At 66.0% G+C, this 20,184-nt stretch carries 20 protein-coding genes; 11 read left to right on the top strand and 9 right to left on the bottom strand.

Translation table 11 applies throughout. The annotated features are described in order from the left end of the window. Positions 1-46 precede the first annotated feature (46 nt). Both ACQY4Y_RS15300 and ACQY4Y_RS15305 read right to left on the bottom strand, forming a co-directional pair. Positions 47-1,369, bottom strand: a complete 1,323-nt coding sequence (locus ACQY4Y_RS15300) for a chloride channel protein (RefSeq protein ID WP_428491467.1) — start codon at positions 1,367-1,369, stop codon at positions 47-49. Between the two features lie 93 nt (positions 1,370-1,462). Further along, positions 1,463-2,254: an arsenite methyltransferase gene (locus tag ACQY4Y_RS15305; protein WP_428491468.1), complete on the bottom strand. Its 792-nt coding sequence runs from the start codon at positions 2,252-2,254 to the stop codon at positions 1,463-1,465. A gap of 533 nt (positions 2,255-2,787) precedes the next feature. Here ACQY4Y_RS15305 and ACQY4Y_RS15310 point away from each other — a divergent pair. From ACQY4Y_RS15310 to ACQY4Y_RS15335, 6 genes are all read left to right on the top strand, one after another. Then, complete coding sequence (locus tag ACQY4Y_RS15310) at positions 2,788-3,351, top strand: carboxymuconolactone decarboxylase family protein (protein WP_428491469.1); 564 nt, start codon at positions 2,788-2,790, stop codon at positions 3,349-3,351. A gap of 171 nt (positions 3,352-3,522) precedes the next feature. Beyond that, complete coding sequence (locus ACQY4Y_RS15315) at positions 3,523-4,449, top strand: OmpA family protein (RefSeq protein ID WP_428491470.1); 927 nt, start codon at positions 3,523-3,525, stop codon at positions 4,447-4,449. Positions 4,450-4,468: 19 nt separating this feature from the next. Further along, positions 4,469-5,818 carry a hypothetical protein gene (locus ACQY4Y_RS15320; RefSeq protein WP_428491471.1) on the top strand — a complete coding sequence of 450 codons (1,350 nt, stop codon included), beginning with the start codon at positions 4,469-4,471 and terminating at the stop codon, positions 5,816-5,818. Further along, the gene (locus ACQY4Y_RS15325) at positions 5,818-6,966 is read left to right on the top strand and encodes a hypothetical protein (protein ID WP_428491472.1); all 1,149 of its coding nucleotides are present in this window, start codon (positions 5,818-5,820) and stop codon (positions 6,964-6,966) included. Before ACQY4Y_RS15320 ends, ACQY4Y_RS15325 begins: the two co-directional genes overlap by 1 nt. Before the next feature lie 137 nt (positions 6,967-7,103). Next, complete coding sequence (locus ACQY4Y_RS15330; RefSeq protein WP_428491473.1) at positions 7,104-7,355, top strand: CBU_0592 family membrane protein; 252 nt, start codon at positions 7,104-7,106, stop codon at positions 7,353-7,355. 12 nt (positions 7,356-7,367) lie between these two features. After that, positions 7,368-7,622, top strand: a complete 255-nt coding sequence (locus tag ACQY4Y_RS15335; protein WP_428491474.1) for a CBU_0592 family membrane protein — start codon at positions 7,368-7,370, stop codon at positions 7,620-7,622. A gap of 120 nt (positions 7,623-7,742) precedes the next feature. Here the strand turns inward: ACQY4Y_RS15335 and ACQY4Y_RS15340 are convergent, their stop codons facing one another. Continuing rightward, the gene (locus ACQY4Y_RS15340) at positions 7,743-8,993 is read right to left on the bottom strand and encodes a lytic transglycosylase domain-containing protein (RefSeq protein WP_428491475.1); all 1,251 of its coding nucleotides are present in this window, start codon (positions 8,991-8,993) and stop codon (positions 7,743-7,745) included. A 377-nt stretch (positions 8,994-9,370) separates the two neighbouring features. On the opposite strand from ACQY4Y_RS15340, the gene ACQY4Y_RS15345 reads away from it, so the two are divergent. Together ACQY4Y_RS15345 and ACQY4Y_RS15350 are read left to right on the top strand one after the other, a co-directional pair. Beyond that, positions 9,371-10,165, top strand: a complete 795-nt coding sequence (locus ACQY4Y_RS15345) for an ABC transporter permease (protein ID WP_428491476.1) — start codon at positions 9,371-9,373, stop codon at positions 10,163-10,165. A 101-nt stretch (positions 10,166-10,266) separates the two neighbouring features. After that, the gene (locus ACQY4Y_RS15350) at positions 10,267-10,962 is read left to right on the top strand and encodes an ABC transporter ATP-binding protein (RefSeq protein WP_428493647.1); all 696 of its coding nucleotides are present in this window, start codon (positions 10,267-10,269) and stop codon (positions 10,960-10,962) included. A gap of 58 nt (positions 10,963-11,020) precedes the next feature. Here ACQY4Y_RS15350 and ACQY4Y_RS15355 read toward each other — a convergent pair whose 3' ends face one another. Beyond that, entirely contained in the window at positions 11,021-12,364 is a 1,344-nt protein-coding gene (locus ACQY4Y_RS15355; RefSeq protein WP_428491477.1) for an amidase, read from the bottom strand. Positions 12,365-12,396: 32 nt separating this feature from the next. Here ACQY4Y_RS15355 and ACQY4Y_RS15360 point away from each other — a divergent pair, with 32 nt between their 5' ends. Next, on the top strand, positions 12,397-13,233 hold the full coding sequence (locus ACQY4Y_RS15360; RefSeq protein WP_428491478.1) for an NAD-dependent epimerase/dehydratase family protein: 837 nt from the start codon (positions 12,397-12,399) through the stop codon (positions 13,231-13,233). A 156-nt stretch (positions 13,234-13,389) separates the two neighbouring features. Here ACQY4Y_RS15360 and ACQY4Y_RS15365 read toward each other — a convergent pair whose 3' ends face one another. Next, positions 13,390-14,208 carry a TauD/TfdA dioxygenase family protein gene (locus ACQY4Y_RS15365; RefSeq protein WP_428491479.1) on the bottom strand — a complete coding sequence of 273 codons (819 nt, stop codon included), beginning with the start codon at positions 14,206-14,208 and terminating at the stop codon, positions 13,390-13,392. Positions 14,209-14,577: 369 nt separating this feature from the next. Beyond that, positions 14,578-16,278, bottom strand: a complete 1,701-nt coding sequence (locus ACQY4Y_RS15370; protein WP_428491480.1) for a dihydroxy-acid dehydratase — start codon at positions 16,276-16,278, stop codon at positions 14,578-14,580. 121 nt (positions 16,279-16,399) lie between these two features. Here ACQY4Y_RS15370 and ACQY4Y_RS15375 point away from each other — a divergent pair, with 121 nt between their 5' ends. Further along, entirely contained in the window at positions 16,400-17,044 is a 645-nt protein-coding gene (locus ACQY4Y_RS15375) for a hypothetical protein (protein ID WP_428491481.1), read from the top strand. Between the two features lie 27 nt (positions 17,045-17,071). Here ACQY4Y_RS15375 and ACQY4Y_RS15380 read toward each other — a convergent pair whose 3' ends face one another. Then, on the bottom strand, positions 17,072-17,479 hold the full coding sequence (locus ACQY4Y_RS15380; RefSeq protein WP_428491482.1) for a VOC family protein: 408 nt from the start codon (positions 17,477-17,479) through the stop codon (positions 17,072-17,074). 73 nt (positions 17,480-17,552) lie between these two features. Between ACQY4Y_RS15380 and aat the strand changes: the two genes are divergently transcribed. Next, positions 17,553-18,221 (top strand): leucyl/phenylalanyl-tRNA--protein transferase, encoded by a 669-nt coding sequence (aat, locus tag ACQY4Y_RS15385; RefSeq protein ID WP_428491483.1) that lies wholly within the window; start codon positions 17,553-17,555, stop codon positions 18,219-18,221. Between the two features lie 541 nt (positions 18,222-18,762). Here aat and ACQY4Y_RS15390 read toward each other — a convergent pair. Together ACQY4Y_RS15390 and ACQY4Y_RS15395 are read right to left on the bottom strand one after the other, a co-directional pair. Beyond that, a complete protein-coding gene (locus ACQY4Y_RS15390) occupies positions 18,763-19,263 on the bottom strand; it encodes a hypothetical protein (protein WP_428491484.1) in 501 nt (166 codons plus the stop codon). A 72-nt stretch (positions 19,264-19,335) separates the two neighbouring features. Beyond that, positions 19,336-19,905 (bottom strand): DUF4337 family protein, encoded by a 570-nt coding sequence (locus ACQY4Y_RS15395; protein WP_428491485.1) that lies wholly within the window; start codon positions 19,903-19,905, stop codon positions 19,336-19,338. Positions 19,906-20,184 lie beyond the last annotated feature (279 nt).

The raw sequence follows: 20,184 nt of genomic DNA on the forward strand, positions 1-20,184 counted from the left end.
CGCAGCCGCTGCGCGTCAGCAGCGCCCGGATGGCTCCCAGCGCAGGTCAGGATACCATCGTATCCGGAGTTTGATCGCGGAGTCGTTGGCGGCCGCGAACCTGAGCGTTGCTCAAGCGGGCGTCGTAGATCGACCGCGGCTCGATGGTGCGGGCAACCAGTGTAGCGGTGGCAACCACCAGCAGCATCGGCACGACCGCGGCGCGGGCGTATCCGGTCAGCTCCATCATCAGCACCATGGTCGAGACCGGTCCTTGCGTGGTCGCCGCCAGCATCGCCCCGGCGCCGAGCAGCGCGAAGAGTCCGGGTGGCACGCCTGGCCAGACCCATGCCCAGGGCAAGCCCAATACGCCACCCAGCATCGCCCCGAACGCCAGCGACGGCGTGAACAGACCGCCGGGGGCGCCGCTGCCCAGGCACAGCAAGGTGGCGGCGGGGCGCAGCAGCGCCAGAGCGATCAGCAGCGTCGGGCCAACCTGTCCATTGAACGCCAGTTCGGCGACGTCGCGCCCGTTGCCCAGCAGTTGCGGGAAGCGGATCGAGGCCGCGCCCAGGCAGGCAAGCGCAACGACGGGCGCCAGTAGTCGGCGCCAACCCGTTGGCTTGTGGCCGTCGACCCAGGCGACGGATCGAACGAACGCCACCGAGACCACGCCGATGACGGGTCCGGCCAGCACGGCCCAGGCGGCGCTTGAAGGCGAGCCGTGAAAGGCCGGGATCGCATAGGTCGGCGCGTCGGGTAGGAACGCCCAGGAAACCCCGGTTGCCACCAGCGAAACCACCAGTGCTGGCAGCACGAAGCGCAGAGCCAGAGCGCCGCGCAGCACTTCCAGCGCGAACAGCGCCCCACCTAGTGGCACGCCATAGGCGGCCGACATCCCCGCCCCGGCACCGCAGGCGACCAGCAAACGGCGTTCCTCGTCGCTCAGGCAGGTCCGGTCCGCCATCAAGTTGGCAATCACCGCGCCGGCCTGCTTGGGTGCGCCCTCGCGTCCCAGGGCCGCGCCCATGCCGACGATCAGCACCGACAAGGTGGCGCTGCCCAAGGTGCGCAGGGCTGGCAGCCGGCCCGCCTGGAACCAGATCGCGGCGGTGATATCAATGGCGTTGCCGCTCGTCAGCCGTCGCAGCAGCACTTGGCCGGCTGCGGTCAACAGCCCGGCGCCGGCCAGCACCGCCAGATGGCGCCACGGCGGCGTTTGGGATGCCGCCGCCAGCAGATCCAATCCTTCGCCGCCCCACGCCATATGCTGTGTCAGCTCAAGCAGCCCGGTCAGCGCGGCGGCGCCGAGGCCGGTTCCCGCCCCGGTCAGCACGATCGCGATCCAGAATCCGGCGGCGCTGCGCTGCGCCAGGATGGGCTGGATCATTGCCGGCCGATATCAGCCATCGTGCCAGCGCAGCCGGCTTGGCTCCTCGCCGCCTGGATTGTCGATCGCCACGTCCTCGAACGCCTGCCGCGCCTAGGGCTTGCGGGCCTCGATGAACGCCGAGGCAACGCAGTCCTCGACACCGCGCCCTGGCGCCCAGCTTGCGATCAGCTCCCGGCTTTCGGGCTTTACAGCGATGTTGATCCGCTCGAAACCCACCGCCGCCAGCCAGGCCTGAAGCTGTTCCACCGGCGCCGCCCCGGCCACGCAACCGCAGATCAGGTCGGCGTCGCCACGCAGGTCGGCCGCCAGCGGGCCGGTGTTCACGACATCGGAGATCGCCAGCCGGCCGCCCGGCTTCAGCACCCGCAATGCCTCGCGGAATACCTGCTGTTGGTCGGGCACCAGGTTGATCACGCAATTCGACAGAATGACGTCCGCGACGTTGTCGGCGACCGGAAGGTGTTCCAGTTCGCCCAGCCGGAATTCGACATTGGCCGCGCCGATCCGGGTGGCATTGTCGCGCGCCTTGGCCAGCATCTCGTGCGTCATGTCGATCCCGATCACCTGCCCGGTCGGCCCCACCGCCTGGGCGGCGAGGAAGCAGTCGAACCCGGCCCCGCTGCCTAGGTCGATCACCGTCTCGCCCGGCCGCAGCGCCGCGATCGCCCGCGGGTTGCCGCAACCGAGGCCTAGGTTGGCGCCTTCGGGAACCGCCGCCAGGTCAGTGTCGGAGTAGCCCATTGCCCGTGCCTTGTCGGCAGCGTCCGCCGGGGTGGTTGGCGCGCAACATGACGAGGCCGTGGCGGGGCACTCCGCCGGATCGGTGGCGGCAATGCTGCCGTAGCGGGCGCGGACCAGCGTCTTGACGTCGGGGCTGTCCATCGAGAGGGCTCCTTGTTGCTGGTCCAGCGGACCGATCCGGCTTTCCCGTCAACGATCATCGAGAGGCGGAAATCCGTGCCGCAGGAGAGGTTATGCTGTCGCTGCCATCAGTGAAAGCTATGGGCGTGTTCTATGTCGATGTGGCATCACCGCCATCAGTGACAGCGAGTTGATTGCAATGGGCGCTATCAGCGTTCGAGATCTCGACGATGACCTGTTGGCTCGCCTCAAGCGCCGAGCGGGAGCCTGCTCGGGCACGCCGTATGTGACTGCTGCTATCTAGCCCTACGGATGCGATTTCGTGACCGCGGATGCTGCGGTCCGACAAAAGGTTCAGGGTGCCCGCCTGCCGATCAAGCTGGGGCTGCTGAAGGATCTCGATCCCTGATCGGCGCGTTCTTCCACCATCCGCATTGCTCCGTGCGTCGCGGCTTACCACCCCGGCCTCGTTCAATCCGCCAAGCCGGTCTAAGCTGGTATCCCAACGGCGCATCGCCGATCAGAGACTTTGATCAGAAGGGAACCAAGCCAACATGCCCGAAACCCGTTTCCCGCCATTGTCGCACGAGCAGATGACGGACGAGCAGCGTGCCGTGGTCGATGCGATCCAATCCGGACCGCGCGGCGCCGGCCTGCGCGGGCCGTTCAACGCCTTGCTGCGCAGCCCGGCGCTGTGCGACCTGGTGCAGCGGGTCGGCGCCTATGTGCGTTTCGGCAGCTCGATTCCGGCGCCGCTGAATGAGCTTGCGATCTGCATGGCAGGCCGCAAATGGGGCGCTCAATACGAATTCTATGCCCACCGCCGGCTTGGCATCGACGCCGGCCTGAACCCGGCGATCCTCGACGCCATCGCGCAAGGCCGGCGCCCGGCGGGAATGAGCGGTGACGAAACCATCGTCTATGAGTTCGTCACCGACCTGCTGTCCACCGGACAGGTCTCCGAAGCCCGCTACGGGGCCGCGATGGATCGCTTCAATGAGCGTGGGATCATGGATCTGGTGGGCGCAGTCGGCTATTACAGCCTGGTCTCGATGGTGCTGAACGTGGCTCAGGTGCCACTGCCGGAAGGCGAGGCGACGCCACTGAAGCCGCTTTGAGGTTCGACCTGCCCGGGGTTCGCGGCGGGCAGGCAACCAACGATCCGCCCCGCGGAACGCCCAGGCGTGGCGCGAATCGCCTGCCACGAACGTGATCGGCGGGGTCGCCAGAGCGGCAGGAATTTGAATTTCATCGTTGCTTCGGGCACCAACCTCAGAGCGGAGGTGTGGATGCCGAGACAGATGGGCTGGGCGGCTTTGCCCGCGTGGCTTACCCTGATGGGCGTGACGCTGTTGACTGCGGGATGCACCATCCCGTCGGCTTCGCCGGTTTATGCGCCCTCGGACGCCACCCAAGCGCAACCGTTGGATACCCAGCTGAATGCCCAGTTTGCCCGGTTCGCGTCGCAACTTGCGATTGATATGCCGGGGACGGTCATGGTTTCCGCACCACCCGGCACGTGCGGCCCCGCCGCCGCGCCTGTCGTTCATCTGGTCGTCCCCGAACCGGTGCTGTTTGCCACCGCCAGCGATCAGCCGGCGCCGGAGGCGACCAGCGCGCTGGATGACATTGCTGACCGGGCCGAACGGGAGGTGCCTGGCGCCGCGGTCACGGTGTTAGGACATACCGACTCGGTGGGTTCGGATGCCTACAACATGGATTTGTCGGAACGCCGCGCCGTTACAGTGCTGCACGCACTGGTCCACCGCGGACTTGATCCGAACCATCTGACCGCGATCGCCATCGGCAAGCGCCAGCCGATCGCCGATAACCTCACGCCCGAGGGGCGTGCCCGCAACCGGCGCGTCGAATTCCTGGTCTCCCGCTGCCTCGCGGCCAATCTGGCCGTGGTGGCGGCCGCGCCCCGCGACCGCGCGTTGCTGGCGCCCGAGGACGAGGCTAACCGACCGGTCGAGGTGCTGCGGCTGGACCCCGCCGGCGCCTACGGCATGGTTCCGTTGACCAATGTGTTGCTCAGATCACCCGAGGCGGACCAGCCGCGGGCTGCCGCGCTGCGGGTCTCGGCTCCGGCGCGGCCGTCGGCCATGTCGCCACCTGTCGCACTGGCACGTCCGGCACCGGCTCCCCAATATCAACCCCGGACGCTTTCGCCCGAAGTCCAGCGCAACCCGCTCGGGCCGGCCGTGCCGTTCTGAACACGAAGGGGGCAAGCCGTTGGCAGGTGTCACCAACCAGACCGCACTCGATGCGCTGAAGCCGGCGTTCGGCGCCGCGATGGCTTTCCCGGTCGAGCAGGTAAACGCGCTACGCGCCACGCCCGAGTCGTTGATGGAACAGGCTGGCCAGGAAGCCGCGTTCGGCCGGATCAGCGTCAACGACGACGGGCTGACCGCGGGCGGCCGCCTGCATGTGATCGAGCCGGCCCGAGCGTTGCTGGCGCGATGGCGTCAGACGCGGCGACCGTTCGATGTGGCGATCGAGCCGAAGATGCGCGCGATCCGCGCCGCTCAGGACGTGGAGAACGAAATCGCCGCCGCGCGGCAGCGCGCCGAACGCGATGAGCGAGATGCCGAGGCCGGGCTGGAAGGTGACGAGCACTACCGCCGCCTGCGCGAGGATTTCCGTGTCGCGGATACCCGCTATCAGCGGATCAAGGCCGATCACGAAAACCGCGATGCCAACTTGTCGGCCTATTATCCGGCATACTGGGTCGCACTGCTCTGCATCGGCGTGGCCGAGTGGCTGATCAATTACGACGTGTTCTTCCTGTTCGCCGGTGTCGTCGCGATCGCCGCCGGGGCAACCATCATCATGGGCGTGCTGCTTGCCTTCGCCGCGGACGGCCATGGGTCGCTGTTCAAGCAGTGGTCGTATCGCTTCGGTGAGCATCGCGACGCGATCGATCGCCGCGGCGACTGGCGCATGCTGGCGTTATCGACGTTTTCCCTGCTGATCGTGCTGCTCGCCGCGGCCGGGTCGCGCTACGCGGCGGTGATGCACCAGCTTGCCGGTCAACCGGATATCAATCTGCTGGGGGCGGATGCGCAGATCTCGGTCGACCCGATGCGCGATGTACTGCTCAGTCTGCTGTGGAATCTGATGGCTTGGGCGGTCGGCGTATTCATCGCCTATATGGCGCACGACAAGGATCCCGATTTCATGGACGCGACCCGCCAGTTCAACCGGGCGCACCGGCGCTATCGGCGGCGGCGGCGGCCGATGGTCAATCGGATCAGCCAGATCAAGGCCAGGCTGACCAAGGACATCGAGCGACTGGAATCGGCGGCCCGCACCAAGGCCGCCGACGTCGCCGAGGAACGCGCATTGTTGTCGCAGGTCGACAGGCACGAAGCGGCGATCCTCGCGGCCCTGGCTGCCGTGGTGCGCGGCAACGCGCAGCTCTATCACGCCAATTTGGCGCAAATGGCGGCATCCTTGGCGGCGTCGCCGCGCGGGGCGGTCACCATCGAGCGCGTCGGTCCGCGTGCCGGTCAGATCAGCCTTGGCGACTTCCGCAACGAGGCCGTCACCGTAACCCCCGATATGATCCGCGGGCTGGGCTGATGCGAATCGCCCGGATCATCGCCCTGCTGATCATTGTTGGCGCCGGCAACCTGCTGTGCGCGCCGTCGTGGGCGCTGTTCGACAATTACGGCCTCGACGCCTCGTTCTGCCAGCAGCCCACGCTGCGCAGCACCGTCGTCTATATCGACGACATGATGATGGCCGACGGTCAGACCGAGTGGGCGACCAAGCTGGCGACCAAGCTGCGCGCGACACTGACACCCGGAGAGCGGGTTTCCGTGGTGCGGCTGTCGCCTGCCAACGGTCAGAGCAAGGAGTATTGGTCGGGTTGCTGGCCCGACTACCCGGCTGCCAGGAAGGCGGCGCTGGCCAATCAAACCTACATCCTGGAGCAGAACCCGCTCGATCGGATCGCCGACCAGAAGAAATACTTCATTCGCGATCTCGGCGCGGCGGTGACGCGAATCTACCTCGACAGCAAGCGTCCGCCGCAGGCGGTGGGCATCTCCGCCGCCAGTCCGCCGCAAAAGCAGATCCTGCGCGCCCTCGCTTCCGACGAAGGCCGCTTCTCCGACAGTGCCACGACGATCCGCGCGATCGTCTATTCCGACCTGGCCGAGAACAGCGACCTGGGTTCGGTGTTCCAACCCGCACCGGCCGAACCGCCGGCATACGGCCAGCGGCTCGGGTCCTATCTGCGCCATGGCGTGTTCTACGATTACGGCATGGGTCAGGACGTTCACGGCGACCCCGCGTTCCCGGAGCGCGCGCGGGCGTTCTGGAACGCGGCCCTGCGTTCCATGGCGGCTACGGTAATCGGATTGGGGGCGGATCTCAACGTTCCCAACACCCTGCCGACGCAGGCCTATTCCTGGCCGGTGACGCTGACGTTCGACGGCCAGCCGTTGGATGGCAGACTGTCGCTGCTGGTCGGCGAGGACGGCAACCTGGTCGATAGTTCGCTGGGTATTTCGCGGCTGGGTTCGGCGGCGCTCAGCGGCACCTTCAAGTGCGCCGATCAGGCTACCGCGTGCCGGCTGGAAGCCGAGACGGCAACTGGGATCGCCACCAGCGCACCCTCGGAACTGCTCAGCCTGAGGGGCAGCGTGAAAGCGCTGGCCGGCAAGCTGGGGGTGAGGGGGCAAAACACCACATTCGCACTGAAGACCGGCGAGTCGGACGACTGATCCGGACCGGCGCACAAGTCCAGGCCGCCGGCGGTCGATTGCGTCTTGTTTCATCCGAAATGTGACCGCCAGGCCCGAATCGGCCAGTGCAAACAGAAATCCAAACACATTCGATTCTTCGAGAGAGCTGCGCACCAATGCAGGAATGGATACAGATAGTTGCGGCGCTGTTGATGCTGGTTGCCTTCGTTTTGGGGCAGTTCGACTTGCTGGCGGAGAATACCTGGGCCTACCTCTGCGCCAACCTGATCGGGTCCGCCATGATGGCGGCTACGGCCGTTCTGGCTGCCCAATGGGGTTTCTTGCTGCTGGAGGGATGCTGGGCGCTGGTCTCGCTCTACGGTCTGGCGCGGAAGCTGCTCGGCGCTCCGCCGCCGGCATTACACTGAGGCAGGGGATTCATGGGTCTCGCCCTGCAATTCGCCGGCGCCATCGCCATCCTGGCCGCCTTCGGCCTTATGCTGCTGGGACGAATGGGACGCCAGGATCGGGCCTACCTCGTGCTGAATTTGGCCGGCGCGGCGCTGCTCACCGTCGATGCATGGCTGGAACATCAATACGGATTCGTGCTGCTGCAAGCCGTGTGGGCCGTCGTCGCTGGTTGGGGATTGATACGGCGTCCGCGGGGCGCCCGACCATCGCGGCCACAGCGCTGACCATGGAAGATCCGAAACGAGGCTGCCTCGCAGGCCAACGACAGGCCACGACCACCAGCATGCAGGCTTCTGTTCGCCACCCGTTACGCCGGCTTATTTCGCCCGTGCGCGACGCCGATTCTACGACTGTGATTCTGGCGACAGAACGATGCAGCTCGAACGGCCGTGGGTGATCTTTTGGCAGGCCCCGATCGCGGTCTCGCGTGACATTCCGGTCATCCGCGCACGCCACAGCACCGTGCGGCCCTGGTGCACGCTGGTGACGAACGGATGCGCGACCGCGAGTTCGACGTGGGCGTGGTGCTGTGCCGCCGCCAGCGCGCCGTGCGCCTGACCTTGGTTGGCGAAGGCGCCGACCTGGATGGCCCACGGACCCGGCGCGGCGGGCCCGTGACGGACCGGCGCGGCGTCGGCGGCATTGGCCGACGCGATCAGCCGGAAACCGCCGCGCGGCGGGGCTGGCGGGATCGGTGGCGTGCTGACCAGGGCGTATCGCTGCGGCGCCGGCATGCCGTGGCGCGGCGCCTCCGGCAGCTGCGCGACCTCCACCGGCAGGCGCCGCGGCACTCGTCCGCCGCGGCCGGGCTTTGCCCGCGCCAGCATCACCGGGCGGCTGTAGCGCTTGCCGGGCGGAATGTTGATCGGCAGCGTGTTCATCGCCATCTGGTCGGCGGCCGAGCGGCTGTTGGGGTAGATGCCGCGCAGGTTGGGGCCGATCATCGCGACATAGTGGCGGGTCTCGTCCGGCAGCGGCCGCACATTCGCCAGGTAATCGTCCAGCCGGGCTGGACCCGCGTTGTACGCCGCCAGGAAGCCCGGTGAGCCATAAATGTCGTACATTTCCCGCATGTAGGCGACGCCGGCGATGATGTTGTCGTGCGGATTGAAGGGATCGTCGCTGAGGTTGTAGCGATTGCGTAGCTCGTCATAGGTCTCCGGCATCACCTGCATCAGTCCCATTGCGCCCGCGCCCGAGGTGATCAGGTCTCCGTTGCGGTATTCATTGCCGCCGGACTCGACCCGCATCAGCGAGCGGATCCAGATCTCGGGAATGTCGAACCGGGCTGCGGCTTCCCGGATATAGGGTCCCCACGGGTCCTCGGCCGGGCCGGGAGCGGTGTAATTGTGTCTGGCGTGGGCGACGTAGCGGGCAGACTCCCTGACGGCGTCCTGGTGCGGGACCGTGCCGCAAGCCGCCAGCGCGGTCAGCACGGCGACCGTCCCGGCGGCGCGAAGACGCCACGGGGTAACCAATTTGCCAAGGTCGAAGGTTACGGATCGGCCAGCGCCAGCTCGGCAAGTCGCGGCCGCGAGGGCATTGCGGCGGCCGCCAACGCCGCGGAAGATGACAACTTGGTCCGGTTCGGTCATACGTTGGCGACTCCGAGGCGTCGGGGCGAATCGGACCGATACGGCATAGAATCGGCTGCCGTTTATCCTATCACTCAGGAACGGTGTCTAAGCCCCTAAACGACTTCTATGTTTCAAGCAAGTCATCTCGACTAGGTGGCGAGCGAATAAAATCGCGGGGCAAAATTCGGGATTTCGCCGTCGGATCTCCCCTCATCCCACGGAGGTGAAAAGTTACAATCCGGCAATTTCTAGCCGTCGCGACCGCAGCAAAACCGCATGCGAACCACCTGCGTGTTGTGCCGCTGCGTCGAATGCGTTAAGCGCCGCGCGATATGAGCAGTGCTGCCACAACGATCGCTCCCGCCATGGAGCTGAGCCTGCGGGCGGACGGGACAATGGCCACCCGAAACCGCCGGGCACTGGCCGACATCGCCGGCGGGATCAGGCTTTGGCGCTTGGCCTGGGCACTGGGCTGGCTGGATATCCGACTGCGCTATCGCGGCTCGATGCTGGGGCCGTTCTGGCTGACCATCTCCACCGGCGTCATGGTCGCCTCCCTCGGCTTGCTGTATTCGGCGCTGTTCAAGCTGGATATGCATGACTACCTGCCGTTCCTGGCGCTGTCGCAAGTGCTGTGGGGCTTTCTGTCGGTCCTGGTGTCGGAAGCATGCACCACCTTCACCGACGCCGAGAGCGTGATCCGTTCGGTACGGATGCCGTTCTTCGTGTTCTCGATGCGCGCCTTGATCCGCAATGTCATTGCGCTGGCCCACAATATCGTCGTGATCGTCGCCGTCTTCGCATTCTTCTCGACGTGGCCCGGCTGGGAGGCGCTGCTGGCGCTCCCTGGGCTGCTGGTCTGGGTGCTGGACGGGCTGGCCTTGACCCTCCTGCTGGGCGCTTTCTGCGCTCGCTTCCGCGACATCCAGCCAATCGTCAACAGCGTGATGCAGATCGCCTTCTTCGTCACCCCGGTGATCTGGAAGCCGAGCCAGTTGAGTCCATCCAGTATGCAGAAGCTGGCCCTGAACCCGTTCTTCGATCTGCTGGAGATCGTCCGCGGCCCGTTGCTCAACAGCGACATCGCTGCGACGACCTGGATCGGCGCGATCGGCTTCAGCGTGGTGCTCTGCGTCATTTCCTGGGCATTTTTCGTTCGCGCCCGTGGCCGCGTCACGTTTTGGGTCTGACCATGGCCGTCAAACCGCTGCATCCCCCGGCTGTCATCGACGTGCAGGATCTCTCGGTGCTGTTCCCGCTGTATCACGGCAGTTCCCGTAGCCTGAAAAAGATGGTTGTCGCCGCGGCGTCCGGGCGGCTGGCACAGGACCAGCAGCAGCGCGTCGTGGTCCGCGCCCTGAGCAACATCAACCTCCACCTGCAAAGCGGCGATCGGCTAGGTTTGGTCGGGTCCAATGGCGCGGGAAAGACTACGCTGCTGCGGGTGCTGGCCGGCATCTACGAACCCGTGCTCGGCCGGTTGCGCGTCAAGGGCAGCCTGAATGCGCTGCTCGACCCCAACCTCGGGATGAACCTGGACCTGACCGGGCGGGAGAATATCCTGCTGCGCGGTCTGTACAACGGCCTGCCGCGATCGGCGGTGCCACGGCTGGAGGAAGACGTCATCGAATTCGCCGGACTAGCCGATTTCATAGATCTGCCGGTGCGAATCTATTCGGCCGGCATGGTGGTGCGGCTGGGATTTGCCCTGGCCACCGCGATCAAGCCGCAGATCCTGCTGATGGACGAATGGTTCCTGGCCGGCGACGCGTCGTTTCTTGAGAAAGCCCGTCAGCGGCTTGAGGAGATGGTCCGTGGCGCCGACATCCTGGTGCTGTCCAGCCATCAGGTGGACATCGTCGAAAGCTGGTGCACCAGGGTACTTTGGCTTGATCAAGGTCATGTCCTCGCCGACGGTCCGGCCGAGGAGGTGCTCGATCGCTATCGCGGGGCGGTCACCGAGCAGCCGGTGGCGGCGCTGGCATAGCCAGGGCTATGGGGCGCCTCCGTGGCTGGATGAGCTTCCCGGCTGTGGGCAAAAAGCCTTACTTCGGGCTCAGGGCTCTCTCCATCGCGTTGGCGATGCCGAACAGCCGCGCGTCGCCCATCGTCTCGCCCATCAGCATCAACCCGACTGGCGCCTCGCCTGGATGATGGCAGGGCAATGAAATGGCGCATCGGTCGAAGAAGTTGCCGAGCGCGGTGTTGCGTAGGATCAGCATGTTGGCGCTGTTGTAGGCGCGCTCGTCGTCAAGATCGGCGATCCGCGGCGCGATGATCGGCACGGTCGGCATCAGAACACCGTCGAACCCGGCGGTCGCGCTGTCGAAGCCGCCGATCAGCCGGACGCGCGCCTGCAGCAAATCGATATAGTCGGCCGCGCTGATATGTTCACCGCGCGCGATGCGCACGCGGATGCGCGGGTCGTAACGCGAGCCTTGGGTCGCCAGCAGCCGGCGGTGCCACGCATAGGCTTCGGCGGCGGCGAACCCGCCACGTGCATTGAGCGTGGGCAGTTCGTCAAACTCGGTGAAGCGGGTGCGCTCGATCCGCGCGCCGGCGGCGGACAGTTTGGACAGCGCTTTGTCGAACGTCGCGCCGACGCTGGCGTCGATGCCATCGAGCACAACGTTCTCGGGCACCGCCAGGTGCAAGCCGTTGAGCCTGGCCGGTATTGGCGGCGTTGGAGGTTCGCCTGCCAGAATTGCATCGATCCGCGCGCAGCACGCGACGCTGGGTGCGAGGGGTCCGACCGAGTCCAGTGACGGCGCCAGCGGCAGCACACCGCTTATCGGCACTCGCCGTGCGGTGGGTTTATAGCCGACGATGCCACAGAACGCGGCCGGAATGCGGCACGATCCACCGGTGTCGGTGCCCAGGCCGGCCGCGGCCATGCCGTCCGCCACCGCCACCGCGGTACCCGAGGAGCTGCCGCCCGGAATCCGCCGCGACGACCGCTCCCACGGGCTTGCCGGCGTGCCGTGATGGGGGTTGATGCCCAGGCCGGAAAACGCGAACTCGGTCATGTTCACCCGGCCGATCGGGATGAAGCCGGCTTGCCGCAGGCGTTCAACGACCGGGGCATCGACCTCGGCTGCTGGCGCTTCCGCCAGGACCACCGAACCGGCCGGCGTCGGTTCACCGGCAACGTCGAACAGATCCTTTAGCGCGACCGGGATGCCCGCATAGCGCCCAGGCGGCCGGCCATCACGTCGCATCAGATCGACCGCGTCCGCCATGGCGCGCGCCGGTTCGGCATGCACCTTGATGAAGGTTCGCTCCCCCTCGCCGTCGGGATCGCCGATGCGGGCCAGGCTTTCCTCGATCAGCGATCGGCTGGTGATGGTTCCCGCGGCCAGGGCCTGGGCGAGTTCGTCGATCCTGCGCATGATGCCTCCGCTGAGAACCCATGGAGCATGCCATGACTGACACGCCTGCCAAGCCGGTTCTGTTGACCGGAGCCTCCGGCGCGCTGGGCCGCGTCCTGGTCCGGTCTTTGGGTGCTCTGGGCTGGCCGCTGGTATTGACCGATATCGCGCCGTTTCCCGATCCGATACCCCCGGGCGCGGCGTTCACCCGGGCCGACTTGTCCGACGGGGTTACGATGCTGCGCCTGGCCGAGGGTTGCGGCGCGATCGTCCATCTGGGTGGCGTGTCAGTGGAACGGCCGTTCGAGGAGGTCATCGGCCCCAACATCCGCGGCCTGTATCACATCTACGAGGCGGCGCGGCGGGAACGGGCGCGGGTGGTGTTTGCTTCCTCCAACCACGCGGTCGGCTTCCACGAACGCTGCGAGAGCCTGCCCGCCGACACCCAGTTCCTGCCCGACGGCTATTACGGATTGTCGAAGGCTTATGGCGAACTCATCGGCCGAATGTATTGGTTCAAGCATGGTGTCGAGAGCGTCAACCTGCGCATCGGTTCTGCGATCGGCGAACCGGTGAATGCGCGGATGTTGGCGTCCTGGTTGTCGTATCCGGACTTCTCCCGGCTGGTGGAACGCTGCGTGCTGACGCCGAAGGTCGGCCATGCGGTGATCTGGGGCGCGTCGAACAACGCCCGGATGACGTGGTGGCGCGATGATGCACGCGCCGCACTGGGCTGGACCCCGATCGACAGCGCCGACCCGTTCGCCGGGCAGCTCGCCGGTGCGGTGAGCGGCGATCCGGTGGAAGAACGTTACATGGGCGGCGCCTATTGCTCGATCGAGTATTCGCGCACCCAGCCGGCATCGATTTGGGGTCACAGCGATGTCTGACGGCGTGCTGCATGTCGGCCAGAGGCGATACTCGTCCTGGTCGATGTGCGGGGCTGGCTGGCGGTGCGACCTGCCGGTCTTGACGTCGATGTCCGGCTGATCCGGTTCGAGCGTCCGGGGCCGACCCCACGGGATAGCTCCGATACCGTATCCACCTTAGGTCGGTACGTCGCCCTGCAGCATCAACCGATATAAATAACGCGCCTGGCCCATGTCATAATCGCCATTTGCCTTATGTAACAAACATCTATTGTCCCAAATCACCAGATCGCCCGAGCGCCGTTCGTGACGGTATTGAAATGCCTCTTGCGTCGCGTGGTGCAGCAGTTCTTCCAGTAACGGCAGCGCCTCCCGATGGTCGAAGCCGACGATCCCCTCGATCCGGATCGGATTGATGTAGATCGACTTGCGGCCGTTTTCGGGATGCGTGCGAACGATCGGGTGCAGCACCGCATTTGGCACGCGTTCCCGGTTTGCCTCGGATAGCCGCATCAGTTGGCGGTCGCTGTGGCTGCTTTGATAAACATGGATCGCCATCAGCCCGGCGATCCGCTCCCGCATCCCTGCCGGGAGCGCAGAATAGGCCGCGGCCATGTTGGCGTACTGGGTGTCTCCGCCGACATCGGGCAGCGTGACCGCGTGCAGCAATGTGGCCTTCGGCGGCCTCGTGTCGTTGGAATGATCGGTGTGCCAACCCTCGCCGGGAATGTATCGAGTCCCATCGGGATACCGGTCTTGATTGGAGATGTAATGAACTTCCGGGCATTCGGGGATGGCGAACCGAGTATTATGCTGGTGGAACACCGTCCCGAACAGTTCCGCCGCGCCCAGCACCTGCGTCGGCGCCAGATCCTGGTCGCGCACCACCAGCACTCCGTGTTCGACAAAGGCCCTGTTGAGCGCCGTCCGTTCTTGAACAGAAATCGACTGCCTCAGGTCGATCCCGATCACCTCGGCGCCGGTATTGCCGGTCAAGCGCCTGATCTCCATCGCCGATCTCCCCCGTATCGGCGGGCAGTCTAACCGCACCGGCGGGTCACGTCACGGTTGGCCGGCTTGACGCCCTGGCGTTCCGATCCTGATTGAGCGGCGGAGGTATCGGATGGGCTGGAACGATGATGACGCGAGGTAGATGAGACACCGGATTGCGCTGGCCAGGAAGGCCGACGCTGAACTTGGCAGGAACGCAATCGGCTGCGTCACCGGTCGCAATGGGGAGGGCATCGGGGAGGGATGCAACGAAGGCGGCCTGTGTCACGACGTCAACGCTCACGGCGAAATCGTTTCGATGCGTAGCGCCCGCTACGCGGTGCCGTGCTCTTGTGCCCATCACCCTTGGGTAAATCACCCCTCGGCGCGCAGCACCGCCAGATCGCAGCCTTCATCGGCCTGCAAGACCTGATCGGCGATCAGTCGGTCCCAGCCCCGTTTCGGCTTGGCTGGCGGCTTCCAGCCTGCTCGCCTACGCTGAAGCTCCACATCGGAAACCAGCAGGTCCAGCGACCGCGCCTTGACCGACAGGCGGATCCGGTCGCCGCTCTCCGCCAATCCCAGCGGCCCACCGGCCGCTGCCTCGGGCGTGATGTGCAGCACAATGGTGCCGAACGCGGTGCCCGACATGCGGCAGTCGCTCATCCGCACCATGTCCTTTACGCCGGCCCGAGCCAAACGGGACGGGATCGGCAGGTAGCCCGCTTCCGGCATTCCCGCCGGGGTCAGCGACCCAGCATTCTTTAGCACCAGGATATCCGACCCGGTCACCTCCAGTTCCGGATTGTCGATCCGGGCCGCCAGATCCTCCAGCCCGTCGAACACCACCGCCCGAGCCTCGGTTTCGAACAGCGCAGGGGTGGCGGCGCTGCGCTTGAGGATCGCACCCCGAGGTGCCAGGGACCCGAACAGCGCAACGATCCCGCCGACTGGCGACACCGGTTCGGCGAGCGGCCGGATATATCTCCGATCGACAAAAGCCGGTTCGAGCAGCCGTTCACCCAACGGCAGCCCGGTCACGTCTATCGGGTCCAGATGCAGCAGGTCGCGCAACTCCCACAGCAGTGCGGGCATGCCGCCGGCGGCGTGGAAATCCTCCATGTAGCCGTCACCGGTCGGCTTGAGGTCGACCAGCACCGGGGTGGAATCCGAAAGCACGTTCAGGGCGTGCAGATCCATCCGCACGCCCAGCCGGCCGGCGATCGCGGTCAGATGGATCAGCGCGTTGGTCGACCCGCCCAGCGCCAGCAGCACCCGGAGAGCGTTCTCCACCGCATGCGCGGTCATGATCTGGGACGGCCGGATCGGCTGCTCGATCAGCCGCACCGCGAGCGCGCCGGCCTCTTCCGCAGCACGCAGCCGGTCGGCGTGTACCGCCGGGATCGAACCGTGGCCGAGCGGCACCATGCCGAGGGTCTCGGCCAGGCAGGCCATGGTGGAGGCCGTGCCCATCACCCCGCAGGTTCCGGCGGTGGTTGCCAGGCGACCCTCGAGCACACCGATGCGGTCCTCGGTCACGGTACCGGCGCGGTACTGCGCCCAGTAGCGTCGGCAGTCGGTGCAGGCCGACAACCGCTCGCCTTGGAACGGCGTGGCCAGCATCGGCCCGGTTACCAGTTGCACGGCCGGCACGTCGGCCGAGGCTGCCGCCATCAGTTGCGCCGGCACGGTCTTGTCGCAGCCACCGACCAGCACCGCCGCGTCCATCGGCTGTGCCGTCAGCATCGCCTCGGTATCCAAGGCGGCCAGATTGCGATAATGCATCGATGTCGGAAACAGTGACGGTTCGCACAAGGATACCGTCGGGAACGGCATCGGCAGGCCGCCGGCGGCCAGCACGCCGCGCCTCACCGCCTCGATCAGTTCCGGCATCGTTCGGTGGCAATTGTTGTAGGCCGATCCGGTATCGACGATCCCCACCACCGGACGGTCCAGCATGGCCTGCGAATAGCCCATCGATTTGGCGAACGACCGGCGCAAATAAAGCGCGAAATCCTTGTCGCCGTAGTTGGCCGTGTTGCGGGCCAGGCCGCGCGTCGCTGGGGTGTTTGTCATGCAGGGAACGATAGTCCTGGACGATCCGATGGTGAAGTGCGCCAAGGGTCCATTATCAAATAATTGTGACTTTGGCTATCTCATCGGCTACCAAGCCCCGGAAACTGAGGGAGCCGGCGGCTTGAATCTCCGTATTTTTGTCAGAATCGTTGCCCTGTTTGGCTTGTCCGCCTGCGCGCCGACCTATTCGCCGGACTCCTACGCCAGCAATGCGGCGCAGCAGGCGAACAAGGTCGAACAAGGCGTGGTCGTCGGCCTGCGCCCCGTCGCGGTCAGTGCCGCCGGTACGGTCGGCGCGCTGACCGGCGGCGCCGCCGGAGGCGTCGCCGGCTCGCAGGTGGGCGTCGGGCCGTTCAGCGCGCTCGCGGCGCTGGGTGGGTCGCTCGCCGGCGGCCTTGCCGGGTCGGCCGCCGAACACGTGACAGCGGACACCCGGGCGTTCGAGTATATCGTTCGCAAGCCGAACGGCGATCTGGTCAGCGTGACGCAGAACGACAAGATGCCGCTGGTTCTCGGACAGAAGGTGCTCGTGATCGCAGGCCTCCAGGCCAGGGTGGTGCCCGACTATACGGTGCCTCCGGCGGCGTCGCTGGCCAAGCCGGGCGCCATCCCGGTATCGGCGGTCACGGCGGTTGGCGCACCGGTGGCGGCGACGCCGGCAACGCCGCAGCCAGCCGCAAATCCGTCAGCCGGCGCACTGCGAACTGCGACAAGCTTGCCTGGCTCGGCCGACCCCGCCGGATCGGGTGCCAGCCCAGCGCCCTAGCTTCGCGCCGGCGCTGAACGGCCGGGGCTACGAATCAGGTGGCCCTTTTAGTTCGACGACGTTGCCCTCGGGGTCGGAAACGTAGATCGATGGTCCCTGACCTTCGGCGCCGTAGCGGGACGCCACGGGCGCGGGGTCGGCGCCGCAGTCTCGCAGATGGGCGACGATAGCTTCAGCGTCGAACGGATCGACAAGTAGGCAGAAATGATCCAGGTTGCGGCCTTCGGCACCGGGCGCGGCGCCGCCTTTCGCCCCCAACGGGCCATCGATCGGCACCAGGTCGATAAGCGCACTGCCGGCCCGAAGCTGGTATAGGCCCAGGGTCTCCTGCACTTTCTCCACCTGGCATCCCAGCACTTCCTGATAGAAGCGCATCATCGCGCGCAGATCGATCACCCGCAGCACCAGATGGTCCAGATGCGTGATGGTCAGCATTGTTTCGCGCCTTTCCACTTCGGCCTTCCGATCTGGCCTTCCAATCCGCTTGGCCAAGCCTCACAATATGACCATGTCCCGACGCTCGGTAGAAGTCACGACGGACCTGGTGTTGCGGGCATACCGCCATGGGCTGTTCCCGATGGCTGAGGGACGCGCCGGCGACAAGCTGTTCTGGCTCGATCCGATCAAGCGAGGCGTGCTGCCGCTGGATGGGTTCCATCTGTCTCGCCGGCTGTTGCGTAGCGTGCTGTCGGACAGCTTCACCGTCACCGCCGACCGTAACTTCGCCGGTACTATCGCCGGTTGCGCGACACCGCTGCCGGATCGCACCGACACCTGGATCAATCCGCAGATCGAGCGGCTGTTCACCGAGTTGTTCCGCATGGGTCACGCCCATTCCGTCGAGGCTTGGCAATGCGGCACGCTGGTTGGCGGGCTTTATGGGGTTGCCCTCGGCGGCGCGTTCTTTGGCGAGAGCATGTTCAGCTTTGCCCGTGACGCCTCCAAGGTTGCGCTGGTGCATCTGGTGGCCCGGCTGCGGCTGGGTGGCTTCACGCTGTTGGACACGCAATTTGTGACCGCGCATCTGGCGCAGTTCGGCGCGGCCGAGATCCCGCGCGAGGTCTACAAGCAGCAACTCGCCGATGCGGTGGATCGTCCGGCGATCTGGCTGGCTGACCCGGGTGGGGCCGCCCTGGCGGCTGAGTTTCGCGGGCTGGCGCGGCGCGGCACGGATTAGCCGGCGGCGCCAGGGCGGCGGGACGCATGACGATGCAGAAGTTCAGTTGCTTTGCCGAATGCGAACGCACCGTAGCACACGCGAGAACCCGCCCCGGTCTCGAGACGAGCGAACAAGGCCGCGTCGGCGCCCAACATCCAACGCTCATGACCCGGCTGTTTGTGGTGGGTCTTAAGGGCGTCGATGTCGTACGCCGCTTTCGGGCCCACCGGGCCACCACCGTTGAGGCGAGAGCTTGACGGGACGCCACGCTTGTCGGCGTCCCATAACCGCGCGAGCAGAGAGGTTATCGATACGTCCCACCCAGAGCTGGGCCACCAAACGGAAGATCTTAAGATATTTATGAGAACGTTTCTGCGGCCTTGGTGCAAATAGTTAAAATAACACATTCTCCAGATCGGCATTTTTGGCAACAAGGTTTCGACGAGAGCATAATACTCGCAGAAGTCTGGATTACTCATTCGGGCAGAGCGCGCGGCTGGAATAGCGCACTCGGTAGCCGGGCACGAAAGAGCGGTGGCGCAACGGTGGGGTTCGGCGGTTATCGCGCCGAAATCCGGACCAGGGCGGGCCAGCCGCGGCGGAGCGGCGACTGTTCGCTGCAGGCGGCGAGATACAGCGCTGATGCCGCGAACACCAGCATGGCGATGTCGGCGGTGTTAGCTAGCCCCGGAACGTGCAGCGGCAACAGATCGGCGGCCAACATCAGCAGCACGCCGGCACGATGTGGCCGCATCGCCGGGCGCAACGGATTGCCACGGCCGGCGGTCGCTCGGCGGAACACTGCGCGCAAGCCGACCAAGGCAACAAGGCCGAGCAGAAGGATCAGCAGATTGGCGACCGCCGCGCTGGCATTCCAAGCGGTCACGAATTCGGAAAATCCCGGTGTCCGCGAAACGATCCACGCCAGCGCGGCACTATCGATACAGAAACAGGCGGCCGTTTCGCGGTGGACTCCGATCCGGTCGCGAACCAGATCGGCGGCTGGCTGGAATAGCCGTTCAATGATTGCGTCGTCGAGCGTTGCGAGGGTAGTCGGCATGGCGGGCACCCCCACGGGATTTATCACGAGATCGTAACCCTAGGCAGATTGCGGCGGCCAATGTCAAGCAAATCAAAACAAATTTGCGGCCACACCGAGCGCGGCGGTGGCGGCGCCGGCTCCGATCAAGGCGGCGCCCATGGTCAGCGCGCGCATCCGGGTGATGACCGAGACCGATGCCAGCACGATGGCGATCTCCAGGCCGCCGACGGCGTATTCGAAGCTGTGATAGCGGTGCGCGGCGTGGTCGCGGTCGGCTTCCTCTTGGTGTGCCTTGGCCTGAAGCTGTTTCATGCCGTCGCCGCTCGCGGGGTCGTCGTGCATGCGGGCGGCGTTGTCCCTGGCATCCTTGATGCGGGCCTGGATCGCCGGATCGGCGGCGTTGGGCAGGCTGGCCAGCATCTCGGCCTCCGAGGTCCGCACCACCGCGCGGACGTTGCGCGCCTGGAAGAAGGCCCAGTCGTTCGACAGCGAGACGTGATGGGTCAGATAGGCGTTCTGCGCCTGTTTGCCGCCGATTTCGGTGACCGCGAGCGCGGCGGCCAGCAGCGAGACCAGCATGGCGACCCGGCGCGCCCAGGGATCGGCGTGCGGGGCGTGTTCCTCGATCGTCTCATGCGCTCGTTCCATCGATTCGCTCATCGGGGGTCTCCTGCTGGGGTCGTTGCGGTTTGAATAGTTCATAAACGGAGACCGTGGCCGGACGAAAGCGCGACGCGGAAATGCTACGTGGCGAGGATGGGCGAGGGGCCGTGACAGCCTGGCTACCGGTAGTGTCGTGCCGCCCTTCGCTGGCGATGGTGCTCGGCATCGCCGGGCCCGAAGCCCCGGCACAAGTCGCGGTGAAGATGTCGCCAAAGACACCAAATATCAGGATTAGCCGCATGGCGGGATGAGTTGCCAGGCTTGCAGCTTCTTTCG

Source organism: Rhodopila sp. (assembly GCF_965277165.1).
Classification (GTDB): Bacteria; Pseudomonadota; Alphaproteobacteria; order Acetobacterales; family Acetobacteraceae; genus Rhodopila.